Origin of the sequence: Flavobacterium aeripolare (assembly GCF_013294025.1) — a bacterium.
In the GTDB taxonomy this organism is placed as follows: domain Bacteria; phylum Bacteroidota; class Bacteroidia; order Flavobacteriales; family Flavobacteriaceae; genus Flavobacterium.
This window is the reverse complement of record NZ_JABSNL010000005.1, coordinates 149,278-175,737: the sequence shown is the minus strand read 5'-3', so window position 1 is coordinate 175,737 and position 26,460 is coordinate 149,278. Positions and strand designations below refer to the sequence as shown.

Below are 26,460 nucleotides of genomic sequence, written 5' to 3'. Positions count from 1 at the left end.
ACTTTTATTTACTAAAAATAAGCCTTTCAAACGGTTTTAAAACCATTTTCTTTTTTTAAAATAAAATATCATGATGATTCCAATTACAACCATGATACCTATTACTGTGTAATATCCATTTTGATATTTTAATTCAGGCATGTGTTCGAAATTCATTCCGTACACTCCAACAATAAATGTTAGCGGAATGAAAATCGCAGAAACAATGGTCAATGTTTTCATGATTTCGTTCATCTTATGAGATTGAGACGAAAAGAAAAAATTAGACGCACTCTCTAATATCATCATATCAGAATCTATTTGTTCTAATAACTCTAAAGTTTTTTGATGCAAACGAGAATAATAACTGAATGTTTCTTGTTTAATTATCTCAAAATCATCGTCTTCTTTCAAACTTTTAATAGCAAAAAGGGAATCTCGCAGCGGAATGATAGAACGTTTTAAGAAATTAAAATTATCTCTGTGCTTTTCAATTCGAACAAGAATCTCAGGGTCAGCACTGGTTTTAGATAAACTAATTAAATCCTCAACCTTGTCTTCCTCATTTTCTATTGTGATATAAAAATTCTCCATAATAGCATCCAGAAGCAAGTATAAAAGAAAATCAGCTCCTTTTAAACGTACCATGCCGGTATGTTGCCTGATGCGTTCTCTAATATGTGTAAAAAAATCAGAACGTTTTTCTTGAAACGAAATCAGTAGTCCATCCTTTATTAAAAAGCTAATTTGCTCAACACTAATATTGTCGGAGTGCTCTGTGGGAAGTAACGATTTTATATTAAAAAACAAATTGTCTGCTGATTCCTCTACTTGTGTTCTTCTGGAGGTATTTAAAATGTCTGATAAAATAAAATTATCTAATTTAAAGAGTGAACCTATAGATTGTATCAATTCTATTTCATTAAGGCCATGTAAGTTGAGCCAATTTATTTGATCACTAGCAATATTTTTAGGTAAATCTTCAAATTCGATATCTTCGTATTCTACTACATTTTCATCATTATAAACAAAGAGCTGCATTTGTGATTCAAACTTCTTATGCTTACCCGTATATTCCAGCGGATTAATCTGGTTTTTTCTATTTTTCTTGTATTTAATCTTTCTCATTCCACTTCTTATATACAGTAATATTACAAAAAAGTTTTGGCACTGATTAGCTATTTGATTGATAAAAATCAACAACTTTTATGGCTTAAAAGATGTTTTTACTCGTGTGAAGCTGCACAAGAGATAAACATCTTGATAAAAGTGATTAACAAAAGTTAAAATAGTATTTCAAATTGTAACAAATTCAATTTTTAGCGTCTCACGAAAGTATTGCATTATTAAACTAGAATCATTCACTTAAGTGAATTTAAACATAAAATTAGCTCTTAAGTACTATAATTTATGCTAATACTACACTAATAACCCTAACCTTTAAAACTGATATGTCAAAATTAAGAATTACGCTATTGGCTGCTATTGCATTATCTGCATGCAGTACAACTGAAACATTTGCACAGCGCAAAAAGAAAAAGGAACCTACGACAGCTGCTGCAACACCCAAAAAAGACGAGAAAAAAGAACCTAAACCTTATAATAAAGTAATTGACACTAGTGCGGTTACTCAAAAAGGATTAATTGATGTTCATAAAATAGATAATAAGTACCTGTTCGAAATTCCTGCAGCGCTTATTGATACTGAGATCATGACGATAACTCGTTTCTCAAGAACACCAGCTGGCGGTGGAATATTTGGCGGTGAAGAAGTCAATCGACAAGTGATCAAGTTTGAAAAAGGCCTTAACAACACGATCTTAATGCGTTCTGTAACATATGTGATTATGTCTCCTGATGAAGGAAAACCTATGGCACAAGCAGTTAAAAACTCTTCAACTGACCCCATTATTGCTAGCTACGATATCTTAGCTATTAAAAAAGAAGATGGAGGCAAAAAAGAATTGGCGTATGTGATTGATATGACTCCTACATTTGAGGCAGACGTACAGACTTTTTCATTGGATCCTAGAAAAAAACAGTCATTAAATATCCAAGCATTCCAAAAAGACCGCTCTTTTATTCAAAAGGTGAGTAGTTACCCCATTAATACAGAGATTCAAACGGTAAAAACCTATGCTACGACTCCTAATTTAATATCTTTAAGTCCCACACCAAAAATTGGTACTAATTTGCCATCAGCTTTAGATTCAGGTGTGTTAACGGTAGAGCTGAATACTTCGATGATCGCCTTGCCAAAAGTGCCTATGCGTAAGAGAACATTTGATCCTCGCGTTGGTTTTTTTGCAAACCAGTACGATGTGTTTGAAGAGGAGTCTCAAAAATCAGAGAAAGAAGTTTTTGCTGTAAGATGGAGATTAGAACCTAAAAATGCAGAAGATGCTGCTAAACAAAAGAATGGGGAATTAATCGAACCCGCAAAACCAATTGTTTATTATATAGATCCTGCGACTCCAGAAAAATGGAGAAAATTTATCAAGGCTGGAATCGATGACTGGCAAGTTGCGTTTGAAGCTGCTGGTTGGAAAAATGCCATTCGTGGCGAATATTGGCCAGAGAATGATCCTACAATGAGCTTAGAAGATGCTCGTTTTTCTGTTTTGAGATATTTTGCTGCAGATATTCAAAATGCTTACGGACCAAATGTTCATGATCCTAGAACGGGAGAAATACTTGAAAGTCATATTGGTTGGTATCACAATATCATGAGTTTATTAAGAAACTGGTATTTAATTCAAACTGCAGCAGTAGATCCTCAAGCTAGAAAAAAACAATTTGACGATCAATTAATGGGAGAACTTATTCGTTTTGTTTCTTCTCATGAAGTAGGACATACTTTAGGTCTTCGTCACAATATGGGAGCTAGTTCAGCAACACCAGTTGAAAAATTAAGAGACAAGGAGTATCAAGCTAAAAATGGTCACACTTCATCTATCATGGATTACGCACGTTTTAACTATGTTGCACAGCCTGAAGATGGGGTTACTAATTTCTTTCCAAGAATTGGTGACTATGACAAATGGGCTATCAAATGGGGATATTCTTATTTTCCAGAAGCTAAAACAGAGAAAGAAGAAAAAAGCATCTTAAACGAGATGACAAAAGAGGCATATAAAAATCGCCGCCTTTGGTTTGGAACTGAATCTAGTCCTTATGATCCGAGATATCAAACAGAAGATATTGGAGACAATGCTATGAAAGCATCGGCTTATGGTATTAAAAACCTACAAAGAATTCTTCCTAATTTAATTGAATGGAGCTCTGAAAAAGGAGAAAGCTACTCTGAATTAGATGACATGTACAGTGCTTTAACTGGACAATTTAAAAGATACATGGGGCATGTTACAAAAAACATTGGAGGTATTTATGATACACCTAAAACCTATGACATGGAAGGCGATCAATTCGAAATCGTACCTAAAGCAATTCAAATCGAAGCGGTAACGTTTTTAAACAAGCAGCTTTTTACTACTCCTAAATGGTTGATGGATCAAAAAATATATGCTAAAATCAACCCAGACAATGGAGTTGAAGCTATAAAAGAGATGCAAAAATCAACTTTAAACAGTGTTTTAGCTGGAGACCGAATGTTACGCTTAATGGAGGCATCTTCTCAGGGCAAACAATACTACTCTGTAGATGATTTAATGACCGACTTACGTGACGGTATTTTTTCTGAGTTAAAAACAAACGCTCCTATTGATATGTACAGACGTAATTTGCAAAAATTATATGTGAGTAAATTATCTGAGATGCTAACACCTGGTACTGTTTCTGTAGGTTCTTCTTCGAGGTCTAAAACAAGACAACTAGACTTAAACGACACCGACTTACCTTCTATCACTAGAGGTCAATTAATGAGTTTGAAAGTGGCTTTAAAAGCAGCTGCTGCAAAGTCAACAGATAAATTATCTAAACTACATTTACTGGATTTAGCATTCCGTATTGAGCAAGCTCTTGATCCTAAATAAAGGATACTTTTAAACACTATTTTTAAAATCCGTCTCAGCTTTGAGACGGATTTTTTTATGCAATAAAAAAACGACATAGGTAGCGCAACAGCTAAATAACTAATATCCAAACTACAATCCTTTTTAATTACTTTTTATAACCACCTCCTAGTCCATCTTTAGTGGGTTGATCAAATATAATTACCTCAGTGATAGAGCTGCATCAAATTTACAAAAAGCAATTTACTGCTAGTGTAAAAAATAGGCACAAAAAAAACCGCTCACCTAAGTGAACGGTTTTAATATAATGTTGTAAGATTCTAGATCCCGATAACTATCGGGATTCACACAATTTTGTTAAACAAAATTGGTTTTCTACTTACTTTACTTCTTCGTAGTCTACATCTTGAACATCATCTCCTTGTGCAGCAGCTTGTGGCTCTCCAGCAGTTTGACCTTGTTCTCCTTGAGCGTACATTGCTTCAGTAGCAGTTTTCCAAGCAGCATTGATGTTATCAAGTGCAGTTTGAATAGCTGGAATATCTTGAGATTGGTGAGCCATTCTCAATTCAGTTAATGCATATTCTACAGCAACTTTATGATCATCAGCTAATTTATCTCCGAGATCTTTTAATTGAGTTTCAGTTTGGAAGATCATTCCATCAGCTTCGTTCAATTTTTCAGCTCTTTCTCTTGCAACTTTGTCAGACTCAGCGTTAGCTTCAGCGTCTTGTTTCATTCTTTCGATTTCTTCAGAAGTTAATCCAGAAGAAGCTTCGATACGGATATCGTGAGATTTTCCAGTTCCTTTATCAGTAGCCGAAACTTTGATGATACCATTTGCATCAATATCAAAAGAAACCTCAATTTGAGGAACTCCTCTTGGTGCTGGTGGAATACCGTCTAAGTTAAAACGTCCGATAGTTTTGTTATCAGCAGCCATTGCTCTAGCTCCTTGAAGAACGTGTAGTTCAACAGTAGGTTGAGAATCTGCAGCTGTAGAGAAAACTTGAGATTTTTTAGTTGGGATAGTAGTATTAGCTTCAATTAAGATAGTCATAATTCCACCCATAGTTTCGATACCTAAAGATAAAGGTGTAACGTCAAGTAACAATACATCTTTTACATCTCCAGAAAGAACTCCACCTTGAATAGCTGCTCCAATTGCAACAACCTCATCAGGGTTAACTCCTTTAGACGCTTTTTTACCAAAGAATTTTTCAACTTCTTCAGCAATTCTTGGCATACGTGTAGATCCACCTACTAAGATAACTTCGTCAATATCAGAAACAGATAAACCTGCATCTTTCAACGCTCTAGCAACTGGTGCCATAGAACGTTTTACTAATGAATCAGTTAATTGCTCAAATTTAGCTCTAGATAATTTTTTTACTAAGTGCTTAGGTCCTGAAGCTGTAGCTGTAACGTAAGGCAAGTTGATTTCAGTCTCTGTAGAAGAAGACAATTCAATTTTTGCTTTCTCAGCAGCTTCTTTTAAACGTTGTAATGACATTGGGTCAAGACGTAAATCAATACCTTCTTCAGTATTAAAGTCATCAGCTAACCAGTCAATAATAGTATGGTCAAAGTCATCTCCACCTAAGTGAGTATCACCATTTGTAGACAATACTTCAAAAACTCCGTCTCCTAATTCAAGAACAGAGATATCAAATGTACCTCCACCTAAATCGTAAACAGCAATTTTTTGATCAGTTCCTTTTTTGTCTAATCCGTAAGCTAATGCCGCAGCAGTTGGCTCATTGATAATACGCATTACTTTAAGACCTGCAATTTCTCCAGCTTCTTTTGTAGCTTGACGTTGTGCATCATTAAAGTAAGCAGGAACAGTAATAACTGCTTCAGTAACTGTTTGACCTAAATAGTCTTCAGCAGTTTTTTTCATTTTTTGAAGAGTCATTGCTGACAATTCTTGAGCAGAATATAAACGACCATCAATATCAACACGTGGTGTATTGTTGTCTCCTTTTACAATCTTGTAAGAAACTCTTTTTGCTTCAGCCGAAACTTCACCAAAACCTTGTCCCATAAAACGTTTAATAGAAGCAATTGTTTTAGTTGGATTTGTTACCGCTTGTCTTTTTGCTGGATCTCCCACTTTAATTTCTCCACCTTCAACAAAAGCGATGATAGATGGTGTAGTTCTTTTTCCTTCTGCATTAGGAATAACAACTGCTTCATTACCTTCCATTACAGAAACACAAGAGTTTGTCGTACCTAAATCAATTCCGATTATTTTACCCATTTTTAATATATTTAATTTAATGTATACTCATTTTTAATACTTGATGACTGTAAAGCAATCACTGTGCCAACACATTTCAACTATAGTAATTGTCAGTTTATGTTAAAATGACCGAATATAATCTGACAACATGACATTTTCAGCTTACTGTCATTATATCAGCAACTCGATCTACACTGTCAAGCTTTCCTGTTTCCACCGTCTTTTTAATTTTCGAATAAAAATCAAACTATAGTCTTACTCTACAATGTGTACATATAAAGAGAAACCAGGTGTCTCATTATCCCTATATGCTACATTTTCAGCTTTAAACCAGAGCGCATTGAAACTGTAAGAAAAGTTTAACTACTCAATTAAGATTCTACTTAAAAACTTCTGTATTTTTGGATGTATCCAATAATAAACTTTTTAAAACACCTAATATGAGTAGCGTTACAATTAAGCCTAGCACTTTTGACTTTTTAAAAACTCTAGATAAAAACAACAATAGAGAGTGGTTTAATGAGAATAAAGCAACCTACTTAGACGCTCAAGAAAACGTGGTTGCCTTTGTAAGCGAACTTATCTCACTAATGAATACCCACGATGTAATTGAAGAGCAAACGGGTAAAAAAAGTGTGTACCGCATTTATAACGATGTCCGTTTTAGTAAAAGCAAATTACCGTACAAGGTTCGCTTTGCTTTTAAACTTACTAGAGCTTCAGCATCAAGAAGAGGTGGTTATTATATGAACATTGCAAGAGGAAACAGCTACTTAGCTTGTGGATTCTCGTCTCCCAATGCAGCCGACTTAAAAAGGATTAGGCAAGATATTGATAGAAATTCAAACGAATGGCGTGACGTACTTAAAAATAAAGCAATCGTTAAAAATTTTAAAGAGATGGTTGGAGAAAAAGTACTCACCCAACCTCGAGGCTACGATAAAGACAACGAAGCAATTGATTTATTACGACACAAACAGTTCACCTTTAAGCATAGTTTTACTGACAAAGAAGTTCAAGCTCCTGATTTTGTTCAAACCGTCAATGCAATTTACCAGAGTATCAGACCTTTTTTTGACTACATGAGCGCAGTCTTAACAACTGATTTAAACGGAGAATCTACAATAGAATAATTTTCAGGTCATTTATAGCATAATTAATTAACAATTGTTAACATTTAGTTGTGCCTAATTTAACATTCACCTTGCAAACAAAAAGCGCTTAAAAATCAGCATCTCTTGAATATTGATTAATTTTACATAAACTTTATAAAATAGTTAGTAAAATGAAAAAATTAAAATTTCTCGCGCTTAGTGTTATTATGATTTCAGCAGTAAGCTGCAAAGACACCAAAAAAGAAACTGAAGAAACAACAGCAGAAACAGAGACGACAACTACTGAGAATACCGCTACAAGCGAAGGTACTTACACAGTAATCAATGACTCTACAAAGGTTAGTTTTACAGCATACAAAACCACAGATAAAGTAGCTGTAGGTGGTACATTCAAGGAAATCAAACTTTCAAACACTACAGAAGGGAAGACGCCGCTTGAAGCATTAAACGGAACTAAATTTAGCATCCCTGTTAGTAGTTTATTTACAAATGAAACTACTGGAACAAGAGATCCAAAAATCTTAAAATTCTTTTTTGGAGCAATGAAAAACACGGCAAACATTGACGGAGAATTCAAAGTAGCTACAGATAATACTTGTTCGATTGACGTTGTTTTAAACGGTAAAACAGCAAACATTCCTATGAAATATACTGCTAATGGTGATACAAGAGCCTCTTTTGATGGTGTTATGAACTTAGAAAACTGGGATGCTCTTGGAGCTGTAGCTTCAATCAATAAAGCATGTGAAGCATTACACACTGGTAAAGATGGTATTAGCAAAACATGGAGCGAAGTTGCTGTTCACGCAGATGTGGCTTTTAATAAAAAGTAATTAGATAATTTCGTTATATAAAAAAAGGTACTCACAATCAAGTGAGTACCTTTTTTTATATTTAAAAGTAACCCGAAGGCTACTATAATTATTACATTTTGTTGAATTTGAATTTTTGTCCACCTACTGAAGCTTCATACATTAAGCCACCTTTTTGCATGGTGAATACCATTACACCTTCAGTGTATTTTACATTAGCAGATGCTCCTTCTGTTGCAGCCACTGCTGATGCTTGTGCAGAAAATTCAAAACGACTTTCTTTAAAACGTTCTAATTCAGCTTTTGACTGAAAAAAGATCACCTCACGGTATGCTTGTCCACCAGCTTGAAAACCAATACTTAGTTGAGACAATTTTGCCATACCTACCATAGTACCACCTTCATAAACAACTCCGTTTCCTGCAGCTGCTCCTACTCCTAAACCACCTTTACCTACGTTAGGAAAAATCACATATCCTGCAGCGCTGTCAAAAAGATTTGCCATTAAAGCATCACTTTTCACAAACTCCATTTTAGCCATTCTGCTGTCTTCTATAATTTTAGTCTTTTTAGCGTCTGATTGAGCGAAAACTGCCGTCGTGTTGATTGCAAAAGCTACCAATACCAACATGATCATATTTACTTTTTTCATAATATTTCTTTTTAAAATAATTAATTGTTTTTATTAGTTCAAAGATAAAACTTTTTACTTTTAACAGCACAAACTAACTGAATAACAATGTTATAACTTTATAATCACATGTTGTATTTTGATCACATTTAGACCTCTAACTTATTAATATAACACTTCTTATAAATTTAGAAATCATTTTCAACCGTTGTCTATAGTGCGTTTTTTAGCATTTTATTTAATTTCCTTTTCGAATATGTAAATAAGAAATTTATTACTTTAAATAAAATCAGGTATATTTGGTGGTAAATAAGTTTTAATCACCCTGCTTTTTCTATTTGAATGATTAATTAGCAATTTTCAGCCTATCTTGTAGCAGACTACAGGCTTATATATTAGCTACCGCAAACAATAATGATAACAAATTTTATAGAGCGACTACTTATCAAATATAGAAGTGCAAATCAAACTCAATAACAATGAAGCTAATAACTAAATTAACCTCAACAGTACAAACAAGATATTGTTTTGCTATTTTATCCCTACTTTTCATTTCATCAACTGCATTCGCCCAAACTAAGGCAGAAAAAATTGATGCGCTAATAACCAAATATCATCAATACAATCAATTTAATGGTACCTTATTAGTAGCTGAAAACGGCAAAGAAATTTATAAAAAAGGATTTGGCTTAGCTAACATGGAATGGAACATGCCCAACCAAGCAAATACAGTCTTCCGGATTGGTTCTGTTACAAAGCAATTCACAGCTATCCTCGTATTGCAACTTGCTGCTGCGGGAAAAATCAAGTTAGACGAACCTATAAACAGCTATTTACCCAATTACCCTAAAAATAATGGTTCCCTTATTACCATACATCACTTACTAACGCATACTTCAGGCATACCCAACTTTACGTCGTTTAATAATTTCCAAACAGAAATTGCCAATCACGCTTATACTCCTGACGATTTCATAGGTCTTTTTATGAATCGTCCGTTAGATTTTTTGCCCGGAGAGCGGTTAGCATACAGTAATTCAGGATATTTTTTATTAGGATATATTATCGAAAAAATCACTGGTAAAACGTATGGACAATGCTTGAAGGAATCCATACTTGATCCTTTACAAATGACGCACACGGGTTACGATCAAAATGATCTTATTCTACAAAATCGTGCTTCGGGTTACCTCAAAGATTTTGACGGATTTAAAAAAGCCTCATTTTCAGATATGTCTGTTCCTTATGCAGCAGGCGGAATGTATGCTACTGCTGAAGATATGCAGTTGTGGGATCATGCTTTATACACTGATCAGTTATTGCCACAAAAATTCAAAGATTCTCTCTTTAATACTTACGCTACTTTACGCAATATAAACTACGGCTACGGATGGTTTATTAGAGAGATTCCCAATCTCAAACAACATCCAATCAAAGTTGTTGAACACGGCGGTGGCATAGAAGGCTTCAGTAGTTTTATTTCGAGAATACCTGAAGATAAAAATTTAATTCTTCTCTTTAATAATACAGGTAATACTGTATTAGACGAAATCAGTAGTTCGATAAGAGCTATTTTGTATGACAAGCCATATGCACTTCCGCAACCATCGCTGGCGACGACGCTGTTAAATTTACTTCATAGTAATGACGTGGATACCGCTTTAAATAAAATGGAAGCACTCAAAAAGCAAGATACCTACGCGATCGCAGAATCAGATATTAATGATGCTGGTTATCAGTTATTACAAGATGGTAAAATTAAAGCTGCCATTGCGGTTTTTCAAATTAATACTGCTAATTTTGAAACGTCGAGCAATGCATTTGATAGCTTAGGAGACGCCTTCGTAGCAGATGACAACACAAAATTAGCAATTGCAAACTACAGGACAGCAGTATTATTAAACCCCAGCAATATACATGCTAAGGAAGAATTAGCCAAATTACAAAACAGTGAAAAATAATGCAAAAACCACCTTATAATGTCGCTAGCACTACAGTCACGATAAATGATGTTGTAAACCACCTAAGTTTCCCCGTTCTTATCCACTACCCTACTATGGATGTAAGTACACCCAATAATTTTGGCCCTTTTACAATCGATGTTGCTGTAGATGGGACAATTCCAGATGGTCAATTTCCACTAGTGATCATTTCGCATGGTAAAAGCGGTTCACAATATCTTTACAGAACAATTAGCACACACCTAGCTGCCCGTGGCTACATCGTGGCGATGCCAGAGCATTATGGCAATAACCGAAGGGACAATGTACTTTCAAAAAGTGTGAAAAATTTAGAATACAGACCGCAACACCTTAGTCTGGTGATTGACTTTTTATTAAATGATAGTGATTTTCACAGTCAAATTGATACTACTAGAATTGCTGTCATTGGGCATTCCTTTGGCGGTTACGCTGCCTTAGCCGTTGCTGGAGGGAAAGCTTATTCAATGCAGGCAGAAGAAATTGCGACTAAAAGAGATCATCGCGTTAAAGCCATCGTTCTTATGGCACCAGCGGCAGGCTACTTTAGTCCAGATGCTGCGCTAAGTGCGATTACAGTTCCTATTTTACTTTACATTGGTAGTCAGGATCATCATACTCCAAAGCAATGGACTGCAGATGTCATTTTAAAAGGCGTTCCCAATCCGGAATTAGTGCGCTTACGCGAAATTCAAAACGCAGGACACTTCTCTTTTATAAGTCCGTTTCCAGAGGCAATGACAAGTCCTGATTTTCTACCATCAACAGATCCAGAAGGTTTTGATAGAAGTGCTTTTCATGGGGAATTACCCAAAGAAATCTTGGCCTTTTTAAACGATAGTTTAAGCACTATTTGAGAATTAAATTTACTTTTACTTAAAAAAACAGACATTACTATAATGATTACAATAGCAACAAATGAAGACAGTTCAGCACTAGCTTTATTGATTAACTCGGCTTATCGTGGCGAAAATTCAAAGAAAGGATGGACCACCGAAGCCACTATTCTAGAAGGCAGCCGCACCAATGAAACCGAAATACTGCAGATTATAAAAGATTCCAAACAAAATTTATTGAAATTTACTGAAGCAGAAACTATAATAGGCTGTGTTCTTTTAATCGAAAAAGAAAGCAAATTATACCTAGGAATGCTGACCGTATCGCCAGAATTACAAAATAGCGGTATTGGTAAAAAATTATTGGCAGCAGCCGAAGATTATGCTAAGCAGCTAGGCTTGAACAGCATTATAATGACAGTGATTTCGATTAGGAAAGAATTAATCGAATGGTATAATCGTCACGGTTATCATGATACCGGAGTACGAGAAGCGTTTCCAGTTAGTAACATTCATATACCTATTACAAAGGAGCCATTAGAATTTATGGTATTAGAAAAAAGAGTATAATAAAAAAGGTGATACACATAGCGGTAGCACCTTTCTTATTTTTTATCTTACGTAATTTAAAATTACAAAACCAATTCTGTAAACAGCCGTTCTAACGTTTTATCGAGATCATCGCACATTCCCGGATGCGGTCTTGAAGATTGAATAACAGAACTTCGTAAAGCCGTCAACCAACGAAAACGAGAGGGAATATCCATCATCGCAATAGGACCGCCGTCTTTTGTTCCGTGCGCCACTTTTTCAAAAGCGTAAATATTGGCTTGAATTTGTTCAACATCGGCTTCGACTGATAATGCTAGAATTTTTTCAAGCGGTACCAAGTGTTTTACCTTTATATATTTAGATTGCTTGCAAAAAAGAATAATCCCTACATTCAGGAATTCTTCGCGTTCTACCCTAGGCACAACCCGAATTACAGCATACTCATATAAGTTTTTCTCTCGCATTTTTTGCTTCCTTTATAAAAATTTCTGAATGATTTAATCGAGTCGTCAAGAACTGTAAATATACGGCTCGCAATTCTTCTGCTGTGGCGTCAACGTCTTCCCATTGTAACCAGTCTGTAGGGATCAAGTCTACAATTGCAGTTAATACCTCTGGAGTCAATAGTTTCTTGAATGCTGCATCTGTTGCTTCAAGATTTGACGCTTGTGGTAATAGTACATGATCTTTAATCAGTGCAAACGGACTCTGAGCATGTTTCTCCCAATTGGTCCATGAGTGATGAAAATACAAACTTGCACCGTGATCGATGAGCCATAATTCTTTGTGCCAAATCAGCATATTGGTATTTCTAAATGTTCTGTCTACATTTGTAATATAAGCATCTAGCCACACAATCTGCGAAGCTAGCACCGAATCAACTGCAGTCACTACGGGATCAAAATTAATCGCCCCTGAGAGAAAATGCAGCGCCAAATTAAGCCCTTGACTGCCTTGCAGCAAATCCTGAATTTCCTCATCGGCTTCAGTTCTACCAAAAGCTTCATCGAGATTAGCAAACACTAATTCGGGCATTCTCATACCAAGAGCACGGGCAATTTCGCCACCTACTAATTCGGCTATCAAGGCTTTTACACCATGACCAGCACCTCTAAATTTAAGTACATATTTAAAATCATCATCGGCTTCTGCCAGAGCAGGCAATGAACCGCCCTCGCGCAAAGGCGTGATATACCGCGTAACATTAACGGTTCGAAGATCTAAGTTGGTTTTCATATTCGGGTTTTACTAAGCTACAAACTTACAAATTTGTACAGTGGAATTCGTTAATTATATCCTATTTACTAGCGTTATGCTAATTAGAAATTATTCGTTTTCTAAAGTCAGGAAAGCTTTGCCTAAATAGTCAATAATATCAGAAGCAATAAAGGCATGATGTCCCGTTTCAGGTAAAGCGATATCGGCAGTTAAGCCATGCAGGTACACCCCTAAAATTGCTGCGTTTACAGCTTTATAAGATTGTGCTACGAGACTAGTAATGATTCCAGTGAGTACGTCTCCACTTCCTGCAGTTGCTAGTGCTGCATTACCGGTACTATTTTCATAAACAGCTTCCCCGTCAATTATAAAGGTAGGTGCTCCTTTCATCACTACAATTACATCATACTGTATGCTAAAAGCAATTGTCTTAGCCAATTTCTCCTCATCAGAAGTCCATTTTCCTATTAATCGTTCCAATTCTTTAGGATGTGGTGTCAGTATGGTTTTCGGTTGTAAAAGTGACAGCCAGTCTTTATTAACTGAAAGAATATTTAAAGCGTCGGCATCAAGAACTAAGGGAATTGCATTCGTTTTTAAAAATTGGTACAGGGCTTTCTGAGTGGGCTGTTCCTGCCCTAAGCCAGGTCCTATAGCGATAGCTTGTGGTTTAATATCAAAATGTATATTCGAAATAAAAGCTTCCTCTACATCTGTGAGCGTCATTACTTCAGGATTTGAGATTTGGAGGATTTGGTACCCGCACTTAGGAACGAAGGCCGTTACCAGTCCGCTGCCTGATTTCAAGCAAGCTTTTGAAGATAGTACTGCTGCTCCTATTTTACCGTAGCTTCCTGCAACAATCAAAGCATGTCCTTGAGTTCCTTTATGCGCCTTAAAGTCGACAGGTTTGTATCGTTTTTTTACTTCTCTCTTAGTAATAGCTAGCGTATTCATTTTATAATTAGTTTCTTTAAAATTACTAATAATAAATAGAAACTAAAATCTAAACAGCAAGAATCCTTCCCTATCCGTTTTTATAATCAGAACCTAATTTGACTTCTCTTTTTTTTATTCACCTAAAAAAGAATACTTTAGTAAGATCAAACCAAACTTTAAAATGTACCAATGAAAAAAACATTATTTTCACTATTGTTACTAGCGGCAATCAATCTATCTAACGCACAAGAACCAGCTGTAAAATTAAAAGAGACTACAAAGGAAAATACGGGAGCATCTAATCTTGTTTTTAATCCCGATCAAAGCACCATTACAAATCATGTAACTACCATCAAAGGCTTAAAAGTTCCTTACAAAGCAACGACAGGTACCATGCCAGTTTGGGACGAAGACGGCAAAGCAATTGCGGGATTGTTCTATACCTATTACGAGCGTACCGATGTGAAAGATCGTGACTCTCGCCCTCTTGTGATTTCGTTTAACGGTGGTCCTGGATCTGCATCAGTATGGATGCACATTGCTTACACAGGACCAAAATTACTCAATATTGACGACGAAGGTTATCCTGTGCAGCCCTACGGAATTAAAGAAAATCCATACTCCATATTAGATGTGGCGGATATTGTTTTTGTAAACCCCGTTAATACTGCGTATTCAAGAGCCACAAATAAGGACATTCCAAAAGAGAAATTCTTTGGTGTGAATGCTGACATCAAATATTTAGCCGACTGGATTGGCGGATTTGTAACGCGATCTAATCGATGGGCTTCACCCAAGTATCTCATTGGTGAAAGTTATGGAACCACACGAGTTTCTGGACTTGCACTTGAACTACAAAACAGTGAATGGATGTACTTAAATGGTGTGATTTTAGTTTCCCCAACTACCTTAGGAATTACTCGTGGAGTGGCTGCTGATGCCGCATTGAAATTACCTTATTTTGCCGCTACAGCATGGTTTCATAAAAAACTTCCTAGCGATTTACAAGCAAAAGACTTGACCGAAATGCTGCCGGAGGTAGAAGATTTCACCATAAACGAATTACTTCCCGCTATTAGTAAAGGGGGTTCGCTAGACGATCAAAAGAAGAAAGAGATAGCAACTAAAATTGCACGCTACTCTGGACTATCTGAAAAAGTAGTTTTGCAAAACAATCTTGATGTTCCTTTTAACTATTTCTGGAAGGAATTGTTGCGCGATGAAGGGTTCACGGTAGGTCGTCTTGATTCTCGTTACAAAGGAATTGACCGCAAAGATGCTGGTGACGGACCTGATTTTAATGCCGAACTTACCTCTTGGTTGCATTCCTTTACGCCATCGATAAATATGTATATTAGAAACGAATTAAACTATAAAACTGATTTTAAATACAATATGTTTGGTAATGTGTACCCATGGGATAAATCGAATGATCAAACTGCAGAGAATTTACGCCAAGCAATGGCACAGAATCCTTACTTGAATTTGATGGTTCAATCAGGGTATTATGATGGAGCCTGTGATTACTTTAATGCTAAATATAACATTTGGCAAATGGACCCAAGCGGCAAATTGAAAGAACGTATCTCGTGGAAAGGGTATCGCAGCGGACATATGATGTACCTTAGAAAACAAGATCTAGAAACTGCTAACGAGGATATTAGAACGTTTATTAAAAAATCTTTACCACAAGCTGGAGCTGCAGCCAAATATTAAGTCACGCTAATCTTTAAACAAAAAATAGTAAAGAAAGACAGATCACATACGTATTTTGGTTTGTCTTTTTTTTATCGAAAATTACGCTGATTTCAAAATATCGTCTTGAAGTCCAGAAAGTCCCTAGCCCAGATAGCAATGGAAATCCTTTTACTTTTTTCTTAAAAAGTAAAAGATTGCAATGTATAGCTGGAAATAGCTCCTAAAAAGTACTGAATAAACATAAATGATACTTTAAATATGATAATTTTTCAATAAATTAGCCACTTCAAATTTTATACAAACACACAATGAAAAATACTGCGCTTACGCACATACACGAAAGTTTGGGAGCAAAAATGCTTCCGTTTGCTGGATACAATATGCCAATTACCTATGAGGGAATTAATGCTGAACATGAAACGGTGCGTAATGACGTAGGAGTTTTTGATGTTTCGCACATGGGAGAATTTTTACTTTCGGGTCCAAATGCTTTGGCTTTGATACAAAAAGTAACTTCAAATGATGCATCAGTTTTAACAATTGGTAGAGCGCAATATTCTTGTCTACCTAACAATGACGGTGGTGTTGTGGATGATTTGATTATCTATAAAATGAAAGAAGATGAGTATTTATTAGTAGTAAATGCTTCAAATATTGAAAAAGATTGGAACTGGATTTCGTCTCACAACGATTTAGGTGTTGACATGAAAGACCTTTCTGCGGAGTACTCTTTATTAGCAATTCAAGGACCAAAAGCGGTTGAAGCAATGCAGGCCTTATCATCTATTGATTTGAGCGCGATTAAATACTACCACTTTGAAGTTGCTGATTTTGCTGGAATTGATGATGTAATTATATCTGCGACTGGTTATACGGGTTCAGGTGGTTTTGAAATCTACTGTAAAAACAGCGATGCTGAGGTGATTTGGAATAAAGTTTTTGAAGCTGGAGCAGCATTCGGAATCAAACCAATAGGTTTAGCAGCAAGAGATACATTGCGTTTAGAAATGGGTTTTTGTTTGTACGGAAACGATATTAGCGACACAACATCTCCACTGGAAGCAGGTTTAGGATGGATTACTAAATTCACTAAAGAATTTACAAACTCTGAAAACTTAAAAAAACAAAAAGAAGCGGGTGTTACTAGAAAATTAGTAGCCTTTGAAATGCAAGAACGCGCAGTACCTAGACATGATTACGAAATCGTAGACGCATCTGGAAATGTGATTGGAATTGTAACCTCAGGAACAATGTCACCTTCTATGAATAAGGGAATAGGACTAGGTTATGTAACTATGGATAATAGTGCTCTTGAAAGTGATATTTATATTAGAATACGTAAAAAAGATGTTGCTGCTAAGGTGGTAAAATTGCCTTTTTACAAAAAATAAAAAAGAGTTACTGAGATCCGGCGTTTCTAAGTTAGTTTCCAATTTTAAGACAATAATAAATTGCTGCGCACATTCAGGTATTTATTGTCAAGAATTTGCAGTAAGCCAACTTAAAAACTTAGCGACGTAGAATCTTTGAAACTTACAGAATAATTGTATTTTTGCACCGCATTAAAAATAAAATCAGAAATGGGAAGAGCGTTTGAATTCAGAAAAGGTAGAAAAATGAAACGTTGGTCAGCAATGGCTAAGGCATTTACCAGAATTGGAAAAGACATTGTAATGGCCGTTAAGGAAGGTGGACCAAATCCTGATGCCAATTCAAGATTGAGAGCCGTTATTCAAAACTCTAAGGCAGCTAATATGCCTAAGGAAAATGTAGAGCGTGCGATTAAAAAAGCCACCGATAAAGATACAGCTAACTATAAAGAGGTTTTATTTGAAGGTTATGCACCTCACGGAATTGCTATTCTAGTAGAAACTGCTACTGATAATAACAATAGAACAGTTGCTAATGTTAGAAGTTATTTTAACAAATGTAATGGTACTATGGGAACGCAAGGATCTGTAGAATTCATGTTTGACCACACTTGTAACTTTAGGATTCCTGCTGAAGGACTTGATGCTGAGGAACTAGAATTAGAGTTAATCGATTTTGGTGCTGAAGAAGTGTTTGAAGACGAAGACGGAATTTTAATCTATGCTCCTTTTGCAAGTTTTGGAACAATCCAAAAAGAATTAGAAAATCGCAATCTTGAGATTTTATCTTCTGGTTTCGAAAGAATTCCGCAAATTACTAAAGCAATCTCTGAAGCTGAAATGGCTGATGTAGAGAAACTAATCGAGAAATTAGAAGAAGATGATGACGTTATGAACGTTTATCACACTATGGAAGAGGCATAAAACCTACTCCCAACTATAATAAAAACTCTAGCTTAGGCTGGAGTTTTTTTATGTAAACGATATTTTAATTAAAATTATACGCATGTTATTTCTTATTTTAAGCATTTTATGTAGCGTTACAGTAGGCGTGATTTTTAAAGTGGGTCGCAAGAAAAACTTAATTATAAGCCAAGTTGTGGCCTGGAATTATGTCATGGCAATTGTACTTTGCTTTTTCTTTTTTCAGCCAGAGTTATCGGCAATTGACCACACGGCGCCTTGGGAAATATACATTCCGCTCGGGATTTTATTGCCTGTGATTTTTTTAGTATTGGCTGCCTCTATAAAGCACATGGGGATTGTCAAAACAGATGCCGCTCAGCGTTTATCACTCTTTATCCCCATTGTTGCCGCTTGGTTATTATTTGACGAAGATTTCAATAATTACAAGCTAGTTGCTTTTTTAATCGCACTACCTGCCCTACTACTCATCCTTTCTAAAAAAACCGATAATAAGAACAGTAATTGGATCTATCCTGCTGTTGTGCTAGTGGGATTTGGAGCAATCGATATTTTGTTCAAGCAAATCGCTTTGGCAACAAGCCTGCCTTTTACGAGTTCGCTATTAATTACTTTTATGATTTCGCTTATCGTTATTCTAACTGTTGTTATTTTTGAAATCACCTTGAAGCAAACAAAAATGCAGCTGAAAAATCTTTTGTTTGGATTGCTTGTAGGTTTGTTCAATTTTGGGAATATTTTATTTTACTTAAAAGCACATCAGGCTTTCGCCAAAAACCCATCGACAGTGTTTGCTGCAATGAATATGGGTGTAATCATCATAGGAAGTATAGTAGGTGTTCTTGTTTTTAAAGAAAAACTGAATACTAAAAATTACATCGGACTTGCATTTGCATTACTAGCAATTGTGCTGATTACGTATTCACAAATGATAGTTAGTTAATAATGTAAAGATGTTTTTTCTATGTCAAGATTAAAAAAAACTTTCTATAAGATTCTATCATGATTATAATGTAATTGGTGCTATTATAATATGGAGTAATTTAAAGAATGTATATTTGATAACTAAAACTTAAAGCCATTCTGTTTTCAGATGGTAAAACTAAAACATTTATGAATAATTTTTTTTCGAATTTTAATTGGGAATCATTTTATATGAATGCTTTAGTCAGTTCAATCTTTTTAATAATCAGCATTATATTATCAATAATAGTGATTCCTCATTTTACCTTAAAACTATTAAAAAAAAGAAGGAAGAAATTCATGTCTACAAAAATTTCATATATAATTCAGGAACTTTGTGAATTTATCGAGAAAACTCCTTTTAAAAATAAAGAATTAACGTCACAACAATTAATCATCTACACCACAAAAAAAGATATCAAAAATCATAGATTTATTGGAATTATTGATTTAAATATTTTGCAAGAGATAACTCGTTTGGAAGTGAGAAAATTAGTTCTGAACAGTATTGATAATTTAAGTCCTGACGATGCTTTTACTTTAATTACTGCAGAAAAAATTAGAATAGACATCTTAAAAAATAGATTAGAAACAATTATAAGTTTTCACTCTTTAGACATCGATGAAGAGATTATAGCTGAAGTAAGCCAGCTTTGTATTGAAATAAGAGCATTCGAAATAAAATACAGATATAATAATTCAATGGATGACCTAATTGAAAAAGGGTTAATTAAAAGAACTGCCGTACATGGAAATATCGAAATTTCAGATATTTATAAACTAATAATAGATTTATTTGCTAAACTTTTGACTTTAAAGATAATTGACGTACGTATAGAAGATAAAAAATGAAGCAATTCAAAGTTTACTAAACTGTCCGTAAAACATTTATTTTCACCATCGCTCTAAGTTCATTATATTTGCCTGCTTTTTACCTTTCTAAATTCTTGATAAAACAGGATTTAGTTGGATTTTTTTTGCTTGTTAGATCTCATATTTGGACATTGAGTTTAAGCAAAATCACAATAACAGATGCGTTTCATGAAGGCTGCTAAAAATTAAAGAAAATCACATCAATTTATAGCTTAACATACTAGCATGAAAGTGATACTGTTTACTTGTTCTCGTAATGAAAATAGGTAAGCCAAATGAATAAAGGAAAAGTAGTCGTGTTTTAAACAGACGACTACAAAATGATAAAGAAAAAACGCAGCGATAATACGCTTGAAAGAAAAACGTTCTAGCGAACGCAAAAAATAATAGTACCTATGACAAACAATATTTTAATTGAGAATCAATACAATAGAACCAGTTTATTTGAAAAAGAGAATGTAAACTACTTGGTTCGCATATTAAAACGTTTCAATACGGTACCCAAAATAAATAATGTCAACATTATTACCTCAACTACACAGCCTACAATATTTAAAATTGTTCCTAACAAATCAATTATTATAGGTACTGCTTTTTTAGACAAACCAATCTTAGCGCTATTATATTTGCGATACGGTATAGAGTGGCAGTTGTGGTACAAAGCACTCGATCACGAAAAAAAGGATACTGTTCTATGTGATATTGCCGCCCTTGAAGTGATCAAAATATTTTACAACCTGCTACCTAAAGATGATAAAGAAAAACTTGAAGATCTTGATTTTCTTTTAATCAATTTAATTAAAGAGGCTGCTAATAATACAGCAGCACCAACGCTGGGAAATAGTGAGTTACAGTCTTTTCACGGATTGCAAAGTACAAGCACAGAATTAAAAGAGTCGTGGAAAGCAATTGTTGAAAACCTAGCAAAGCCTACCGAATACCTATTAATGTCGGGAGGAGATTTAAGATTGAATATTGACGAAATTCACTTGCTAAACAAGTATGGTTGTCGTCCGTTTCCAAGACCTGATGCCTTTACTTTTGCGTCATCAACAGCGTCTAGCGTTTCTAACTTTGCCTTTGATAAGACAGATAAAGTACGAAGCATTTTGATTAGAAATAGTTTGAAAAATGGCTTCAAAGACAGCACTATTGCTTTCTCGGAGTTATTGAAAACAAACCTTAGAAAAACCTTTAAGTTAAATGAGGAGTGTGAGATTATCTTCTCCCCTTCTGGTACAGACTCTTCTTTACAAATAGCTGCTATTACACAGATAATGTCTGATAACGAAATCACGCATATCCTTGTGGCTTCTGACGAAACTGGAAGTGGTGTAGCTGCTGCATTAAAAGGCTGCCATTTTGAAAACACTACTGCACTAAACTTCCCAATTAAAAAAGGAGATAAAATTGAAGGATTTAGAGATGTTGATGTCATCAAGATTCCGTTTAGAGACGAAAATGGAGATTTAAAGTCGGCTAAACAATTGGACGACGAAGTTTTTAGTGCCGTTTCTAAAACTAAAGAATTAGGAAGACACGTTGTTTTACACACAATGGATCAATCAAAATTAGGATATCAGGCGCCTAGTGACGAGTTCATCAAAAAATTAAACACTTTGGAGGATTTATCAATGCAAATTATTGTTGATGGATCTCAATTAAGGTTAGACCCAAAAGACATTCAGCATTATTTGAATAAAGGATACATTGTTACTATTACAGGAAGTAAATTCTTTACAGGACCTCCATACTGTGGCGCATTGATTCTACCTAAGAATGTGAGCAACGCTATACAGTCTTCAAAAAATGTACTGCCTGCAGGGCTTACACAATATTACAACCACTCAGACTGGCCTACAACGTGGGAATGCTCAAAAGCACTTTCTGACGGCTATAATTATGGGTCGTACATGCGCTGGAATGCTGCAGTTGTCGAAATGGACCGTTATTATAAAACACCCGTTTTATACCGTAACATGGGTATCGAAATGTTCTGTAACTTTGTTGAAGACTCGATTAAAGAAGCTTCTTTTTTAGAGCCTATCTACGCTGACGAAGCTAAAACTAAAAGCTACAATAGTAAAGCATTCGGGATTAGAAACATCCGTACCATTTTCCCGTTTTTTATCTTAGATAATAACACCGCTTTACCAGTAGAAAAAGTTAAAAAATTATACAGCTTGTTGAACTCTGATTTGTCAGATGAATTTGCTGACTCTTCGCTAGAGATTATACGTCTTGCTGCTCAAAAATGTCATATTGGTCAAGCAGTGAACGTAAAATATTCTAATGAAATTGAAAGTGCCATCTTAAGAATTAGCTTGGGATCAAGAGTAATCTCTGAGAGTTGGGTAAATAGAGATATTAGTTTATTCTTTAGAAATATCGAATTACAAATGAGTCAAATCACGATTACCATTAAGAAAATTGAACTAATTTTAAGTCGACCAGAATTATTAGAAGACTAGATTGCATACTCATTATACATAAAAAAGTCCCATTTACAAATTTGTAAATGGGACTTTTTCTATAAGTACAATAGCGCTTTTTTGTTACTTGATCATTTCTATTTTTTGACCGTCTTCTTCATTAACGCTGTCAAAGAATCCTTGTTCGTTCATCCAATCATCGCTAAATACTTTACTCATATAGCGCGACCCATGATCGGGAAAAATCGCAATCACATTACTGTTAGCGTCAAATTCGCCTGCTTCTGCATATTGCTTTATCGCCTGCATCACTGCTCCCGAAGTATACCCTACAAACAACCCTTCTCTACGCGTAATTTCTCTTGCTGTGTGTGCACTTTCCTCATCAGTCACTTTCATGAACTTATCAATCATATCAAAATCAGTAGCAGAAGGTATTAGGTTTTTCCCTAGTCCTTCTATTCGATAAGGATAGATTTCGTTATGATCAAACTCTCTAGTTTCGTGGTACTTTTTCAACACCGACCCAAAAGCATCTACACCTAAAATTTTAATCTCGGGATTTTGCTCCTTTAAATACTTCGCCGTTCCAGAGATTGTTCCTCCCGTACCACTACAAGCAACTAGATGGGTTATTTTACCGTTAGTTTGTTTCCAAATTTCTGGCCCAGTAGATTTGTAATGTGCATCTATATTCAATTGATTAAAGTACTGATTGATGTACACCGACCCCTTAGTTTCCTCATGAAGTCTCTTAGCCACATTATAGTAAGAACGGGCATCATCTGCAGCTACGTGCGCAGGGCAAACGTATACTTTTGCACCCAGGCTACGTAACATATCAATTTTATCCTTTGATGATTTAGAGCTTACTGCAAGAATGCAACTATAGCCTTTGATAATACTCACCATAGCCAAACTAAAACCAGTGTTTCCAGAGGTCGTTTCTATGATGGTATCTCCGGGTGATAAAATCCCTTTTCTCTCAGCTTCCTCAATAATATATAATGCAATTCTATCTTTTGATGAGTGCCCTGGATTAAAAGCTTCTACTTTTGCATAGAAATTACCTTCTAACTTTTCAGTGACTTTATTCAGTTTAATAAGGGGTGTATTCCCTATCAATTCTAAGACATTATTGTAAGCATTTATTTCCTCTTTCATAAATAAAACGGTTTATAAAGGTTGTTCTACGAACCTTGATAGCTCTCAAATTTAACAAAAAATTCTCTAATTAATTTGTAATTTTCTCTAAATCTAACAAAAAACTAAATTCTTTTGCCAATTCTTTTAATGCTTCAAATCTTCCTGATGCACCACCATGTCCAGCATCCATGTTTGTATCTAAATATAAAACAGTATTATCCTTTTTTAACGTTCGCATCTTAGCAACCCATTTCGCAGGTTCCCAATACTGTACCTGTGAATCGTGTAATCCTGTAGAAACATAGATATTTGGATATTTTTTTGCCTTCACGTTATCATATGGCGAGTACGATTTCATGTATTTGTAATATTTTTTTACGTTAGGATTTCCCCATTCGTCATATTCACCAGTAGTTAAAGGAATCGAATCATCTAGCATGGTTGTTACCACATCTACAAATGGAACTTGTGCAATGATACCGTTGTATAATTGTGGCGCCATATTAATAATTGCTCCCATTAATAATCCTCCTGCTGAACCTCCTTCGGCATACAAATGTTTTGCTGAAGTATATTTATGCTCAATAACATATTTTGAGCAATCAATAAAATCAGTAAATGTGTTTTTCTTTTTAGCAAGTTTTCCTCCTTCATACCAAGGTCTACCTAAATCTTCTCCCCCACGAATGTGTGCAATCACATAGATAAATCCTCTGTCTAACAACGACAGTCTTGTGGTCGAAAAATAAGCATCCATAGAGTGACCGTAAGAACCATAAGCATACAATAATAACGGATTCTCTCCATTTTTTTGCATGTCTTTGTGGTACACCATTGACATAGGAATTTTTGTTCCATCCTTAGCTGTAGCCCAAACTCGTTCTTCGATGTAATTATTTTTATCAAAATTCCCTCCTAGTACTTCTTGCTCCTTTTTAACCACCTTCTCTTTAGTTTTCATATCAAAGTCGATCAATGAAGACGGTGTTGCCATAGATTGGTATCCATAACGAAGTATTGAAGTATCAAAATCTACATTTGCAGTTGTATATGCAGTGTACGTTTCACTATCAAATGGTAAAAAGTATTCTGTATCACCATTCCAAGGCATGATTCTAATGCGGTTCAAACCGTTACTACGTTCAGAAACTACCAAGAAATCTTTAAAAATATCAATATCCTCTAGTAAAACATCCTCGCGGTGCATGATTACCTCTTCCCAATATTTTCTATTCATTAGCTTCTCAGTTGTTTTCATCAACTTGAAGTTGGTTGCTTTATCTTTATTTGTTACAATATAAAAATGACCCTCGTAATACGATATACTATACTCTAATCCTCGCACTCTTTTTTGGAATACTTTGAATTTGCCATTCGGTTGATCTGCTAGCAGGGTACGAAACTCTGTTGTCAACGTACTCGAAGAACTTATTAGAATGTATTTTTTGGATTTTTCTTTACCCACAGCAACGTCAAAGGTATCGTCTTCTTCAAAATAGACTAACTCATCAGTTTCTGTAGCCGTTCCTAAAACATGCTTCAATACTTTATCAGAACGCAATGTTTTTGCATCTTGATTGGTATAAAACATTGTTTTGTTATCGTTTGCCCAAGTAGAATTTCCAGTCGTACTTTCTATTTTATCAGCTAGAATCTCACCTGTAGTCAGGTTTTTAACGTGTAGTGTATAAATACGTCTTCCTACAGTATCAACTGCATAAGCAGCCAGCTGGTTATCTACACTAATACTCAATCCGCTTAACTGAAAATATTTATGTCCTTTAGCTAATTCGTTACAATCAAACATGATTTCTTCTGGAGCATCTAGATTTTCTTTCTTTCGAGCATAAATAGGATAATCCTTCCCTTTTTCAAATCGTGTAATGTAGTAATAGCCGTTATACAAATAAGGAACCGACTCATCATCTTCTTTAATGCGGGCTTTCATCTCTTCAAAAAGCTCCTTTTGAAAATCTTGAGTATGCGCCGTCATTTGCTGGTAATAGTCGTTCTCTTTATTTAAATAATCAATAACCTCAGGATCTTCGCGCTCTTTTAACCAGAAATAATTATCAGTTCTAATATCTCCAAATTTCTCAAGAACAGTCGGAATTTGTTTTGCAACGGGTGGTTGTATATTTTTTATCATTTTGTGTACTTACTAATTTTTACAAAAATAACACAATCGACATAGAGTACACAAAAGCTTTTGATGTTATTTACTATTGCTTATTGCCGTAAAAACTGTAATTTCGTATTAAATAACTTTAAAAAGAACAAAAATGGATTTAATGGGAATGATGGGGAAACTAAAAGAAACCCAAAATAAAATTGAAGAAACAAAAAAGCGTTTAGATTCTGTTCTTGTTGATGAGCAAAGTACTGACGGATTATTGAAAGTAACAATGACAGCAAATAGAAAAGTAAAATCTTTGACTATTGCTGACGAATTATTAGAAGACAAAGAGCAACTTGAAGATTACCTTATACTAGTGATGAACAAAGCGATCGAAAAAGCGTCTAAAGTAAACGACGCTGAACTTGATGCTGTTGCAAAAATGGACATGCCTATGATTCCAGGAATGGAAAACATGTTCAAATAAGAACAAAATTACAATACATCAGCAAGTAACTTTGGCTTAACCATAAAATTGTTGATTTGGCTTAAAGCCAAGAATAAAACGCCACAATTTAAAAGGACGTGCAGCATAATCTGCAAGTATTTCTTTTAAATTGTGGCGCTTATTTTTATAACTATTACAACTACTGTTAAAAAA

The 26,460-nt window shown here is 35.0% G+C and carries 21 protein-coding genes; 13 read left to right on the top strand and 8 right to left on the bottom strand.

Features of this window, described 5'->3' with window-relative positions:
- Positions 1–36 precede the first annotated feature (36 nt).
- Entirely contained in the window at positions 37–1,107 is a 1,071-nt protein-coding gene (gene corA / locus HNQ00_RS07950) for a magnesium/cobalt transporter CorA (RefSeq protein WP_173837798.1), read from the bottom strand.
- A 323-nt stretch (positions 1,108–1,430) separates the two neighbouring features.
- Here corA and HNQ00_RS07945 point away from each other — a divergent pair, with 323 nt between their 5' ends.
- Positions 1,431–3,971: a zinc-dependent metalloprotease gene (locus HNQ00_RS07945; RefSeq protein ID WP_173837797.1), complete on the top strand. Its 2,541-nt coding sequence runs from the start codon at positions 1,431–1,433 to the stop codon at positions 3,969–3,971.
- A 358-nt stretch (positions 3,972–4,329) separates the two neighbouring features.
- On the opposite strand, the gene dnaK is transcribed toward HNQ00_RS07945, so the two are convergent.
- On the bottom strand, positions 4,330–6,213 hold the full coding sequence (gene dnaK, locus HNQ00_RS07940) for a molecular chaperone DnaK (protein ID WP_173837796.1): 1,884 nt from the start codon (positions 6,211–6,213) through the stop codon (positions 4,330–4,332).
- Between the two features lie 422 nt (positions 6,214–6,635).
- Here dnaK and HNQ00_RS07935 point away from each other — a divergent pair, with 422 nt between their 5' ends.
- Positions 6,636–7,328 carry a DUF2461 domain-containing protein gene (locus HNQ00_RS07935; RefSeq protein ID WP_173837795.1) on the top strand — a complete coding sequence of 231 codons (693 nt, stop codon included), beginning with the start codon at positions 6,636–6,638 and terminating at the stop codon, positions 7,326–7,328.
- Between the two features lie 152 nt (positions 7,329–7,480).
- Positions 7,481–8,143, top strand: coding sequence for a hypothetical protein (locus HNQ00_RS07930; RefSeq protein WP_173837794.1), 663 nt, complete (start codon positions 7,481–7,483; stop codon positions 8,141–8,143).
- A gap of 91 nt (positions 8,144–8,234) precedes the next feature.
- Here HNQ00_RS07930 and HNQ00_RS07925 read toward each other — a convergent pair whose 3' ends face one another.
- Positions 8,235–8,774, bottom strand: a complete 540-nt coding sequence (locus HNQ00_RS07925) for a lipid-binding SYLF domain-containing protein (RefSeq protein ID WP_173837793.1) — start codon at positions 8,772–8,774, stop codon at positions 8,235–8,237.
- Positions 8,775–9,232: 458 nt separating this feature from the next.
- On the opposite strand from HNQ00_RS07925, the gene HNQ00_RS07920 reads away from it, so the two are divergent.
- The 3 genes from HNQ00_RS07920 to HNQ00_RS07910 are packed head-to-tail and all read left to right on the top strand — an operon-like array spanning position 9,233 to position 12,138.
- Positions 9,233–10,714, top strand: a complete 1,482-nt coding sequence (locus HNQ00_RS07920) for a serine hydrolase domain-containing protein (protein WP_173837792.1) — start codon at positions 9,233–9,235, stop codon at positions 10,712–10,714.
- Entirely contained in the window at positions 10,714–11,589 is an 876-nt protein-coding gene (locus HNQ00_RS07915; RefSeq protein ID WP_173837791.1) for an alpha/beta hydrolase family protein, read from the top strand. The genes HNQ00_RS07920 and HNQ00_RS07915 overlap by 1 nt, the downstream gene beginning before the upstream one ends.
- 42 nt (positions 11,590–11,631) lie before the next feature.
- On the top strand, positions 11,632–12,138 hold the full coding sequence (locus HNQ00_RS07910) for a GNAT family N-acetyltransferase (protein WP_173837790.1): 507 nt from the start codon (positions 11,632–11,634) through the stop codon (positions 12,136–12,138).
- A 62-nt stretch (positions 12,139–12,200) separates the two neighbouring features.
- On the opposite strand, the gene HNQ00_RS07905 is transcribed toward HNQ00_RS07910, so the two are convergent.
- The 3 genes from HNQ00_RS07905 to HNQ00_RS07895 all read right to left on the bottom strand — a co-directional run bounded on the left by HNQ00_RS07905 (position 12,201) and on the right by HNQ00_RS07895 (position 14,295).
- Complete coding sequence (locus tag HNQ00_RS07905; RefSeq protein ID WP_173837789.1) at positions 12,201–12,584, bottom strand: DUF3037 domain-containing protein; 384 nt, start codon at positions 12,582–12,584, stop codon at positions 12,201–12,203.
- Positions 12,562–13,356 (bottom strand): HipA family kinase, encoded by a 795-nt coding sequence (locus HNQ00_RS07900; RefSeq protein WP_173837788.1) that lies wholly within the window; start codon positions 13,354–13,356, stop codon positions 12,562–12,564. The genes HNQ00_RS07905 and HNQ00_RS07900 overlap by 23 nt, the downstream gene beginning before the upstream one ends.
- 90 nt (positions 13,357–13,446) lie before the next feature.
- Entirely contained in the window at positions 13,447–14,295 is an 849-nt protein-coding gene (locus tag HNQ00_RS07895) for an NAD(P)H-hydrate dehydratase (RefSeq protein ID WP_173837787.1), read from the bottom strand.
- Positions 14,296–14,466: 171 nt separating this feature from the next.
- Here HNQ00_RS07895 and HNQ00_RS07890 point away from each other — a divergent pair, with 171 nt between their 5' ends.
- The 6 genes from HNQ00_RS07890 to HNQ00_RS07865 all read left to right on the top strand — a co-directional run bounded on the left by HNQ00_RS07890 (position 14,467) and on the right by HNQ00_RS07865 (position 22,576).
- Entirely contained in the window at positions 14,467–15,993 is a 1,527-nt protein-coding gene (locus HNQ00_RS07890) for a S10 family peptidase (RefSeq protein WP_173837786.1), read from the top strand.
- 290 nt (positions 15,994–16,283) lie between these two features.
- Positions 16,284–17,366 (top strand): glycine cleavage system aminomethyltransferase GcvT, encoded by a 1,083-nt coding sequence (gcvT, locus tag HNQ00_RS07885; RefSeq protein ID WP_173837785.1) that lies wholly within the window; start codon positions 16,284–16,286, stop codon positions 17,364–17,366.
- Between the two features lie 189 nt (positions 17,367–17,555).
- Complete coding sequence (locus HNQ00_RS07880; protein ID WP_173837784.1) at positions 17,556–18,269, top strand: YebC/PmpR family DNA-binding transcriptional regulator; 714 nt, start codon at positions 17,556–17,558, stop codon at positions 18,267–18,269.
- A gap of 82 nt (positions 18,270–18,351) precedes the next feature.
- Complete coding sequence (locus HNQ00_RS07875; RefSeq protein ID WP_173837783.1) at positions 18,352–19,212, top strand: EamA family transporter; 861 nt, start codon at positions 18,352–18,354, stop codon at positions 19,210–19,212.
- A 170-nt stretch (positions 19,213–19,382) separates the two neighbouring features.
- Positions 19,383–20,084, top strand: a complete 702-nt coding sequence (locus HNQ00_RS07870; RefSeq protein WP_173837782.1) for a hypothetical protein — start codon at positions 19,383–19,385, stop codon at positions 20,082–20,084.
- Between the two features lie 416 nt (positions 20,085–20,500).
- Positions 20,501–22,576 (top strand): hypothetical protein, encoded by a 2,076-nt coding sequence (locus tag HNQ00_RS07865; protein ID WP_173837781.1) that lies wholly within the window; start codon positions 20,501–20,503, stop codon positions 22,574–22,576.
- 84 nt (positions 22,577–22,660) lie between these two features.
- Here HNQ00_RS07865 and HNQ00_RS07860 read toward each other — a convergent pair whose 3' ends face one another.
- Both HNQ00_RS07860 and HNQ00_RS07855 read right to left on the bottom strand, forming a co-directional pair.
- A complete protein-coding gene (locus tag HNQ00_RS07860) occupies positions 22,661–23,701 on the bottom strand; it encodes a PLP-dependent cysteine synthase family protein (RefSeq protein ID WP_173837780.1) in 1,041 nt (346 codons plus the stop codon).
- A gap of 70 nt (positions 23,702–23,771) precedes the next feature.
- Positions 23,772–25,832 carry a S9 family peptidase gene (locus HNQ00_RS07855; protein ID WP_173837779.1) on the bottom strand — a complete coding sequence of 687 codons (2,061 nt, stop codon included), beginning with the start codon at positions 25,830–25,832 and terminating at the stop codon, positions 23,772–23,774.
- A gap of 133 nt (positions 25,833–25,965) precedes the next feature.
- On the opposite strand from HNQ00_RS07855, the gene HNQ00_RS07850 reads away from it, so the two are divergent.
- Complete coding sequence (locus tag HNQ00_RS07850) at positions 25,966–26,286, top strand: YbaB/EbfC family nucleoid-associated protein (protein WP_173837778.1); 321 nt, start codon at positions 25,966–25,968, stop codon at positions 26,284–26,286.
- Positions 26,287–26,460: the final 174 nt, after the last annotated feature.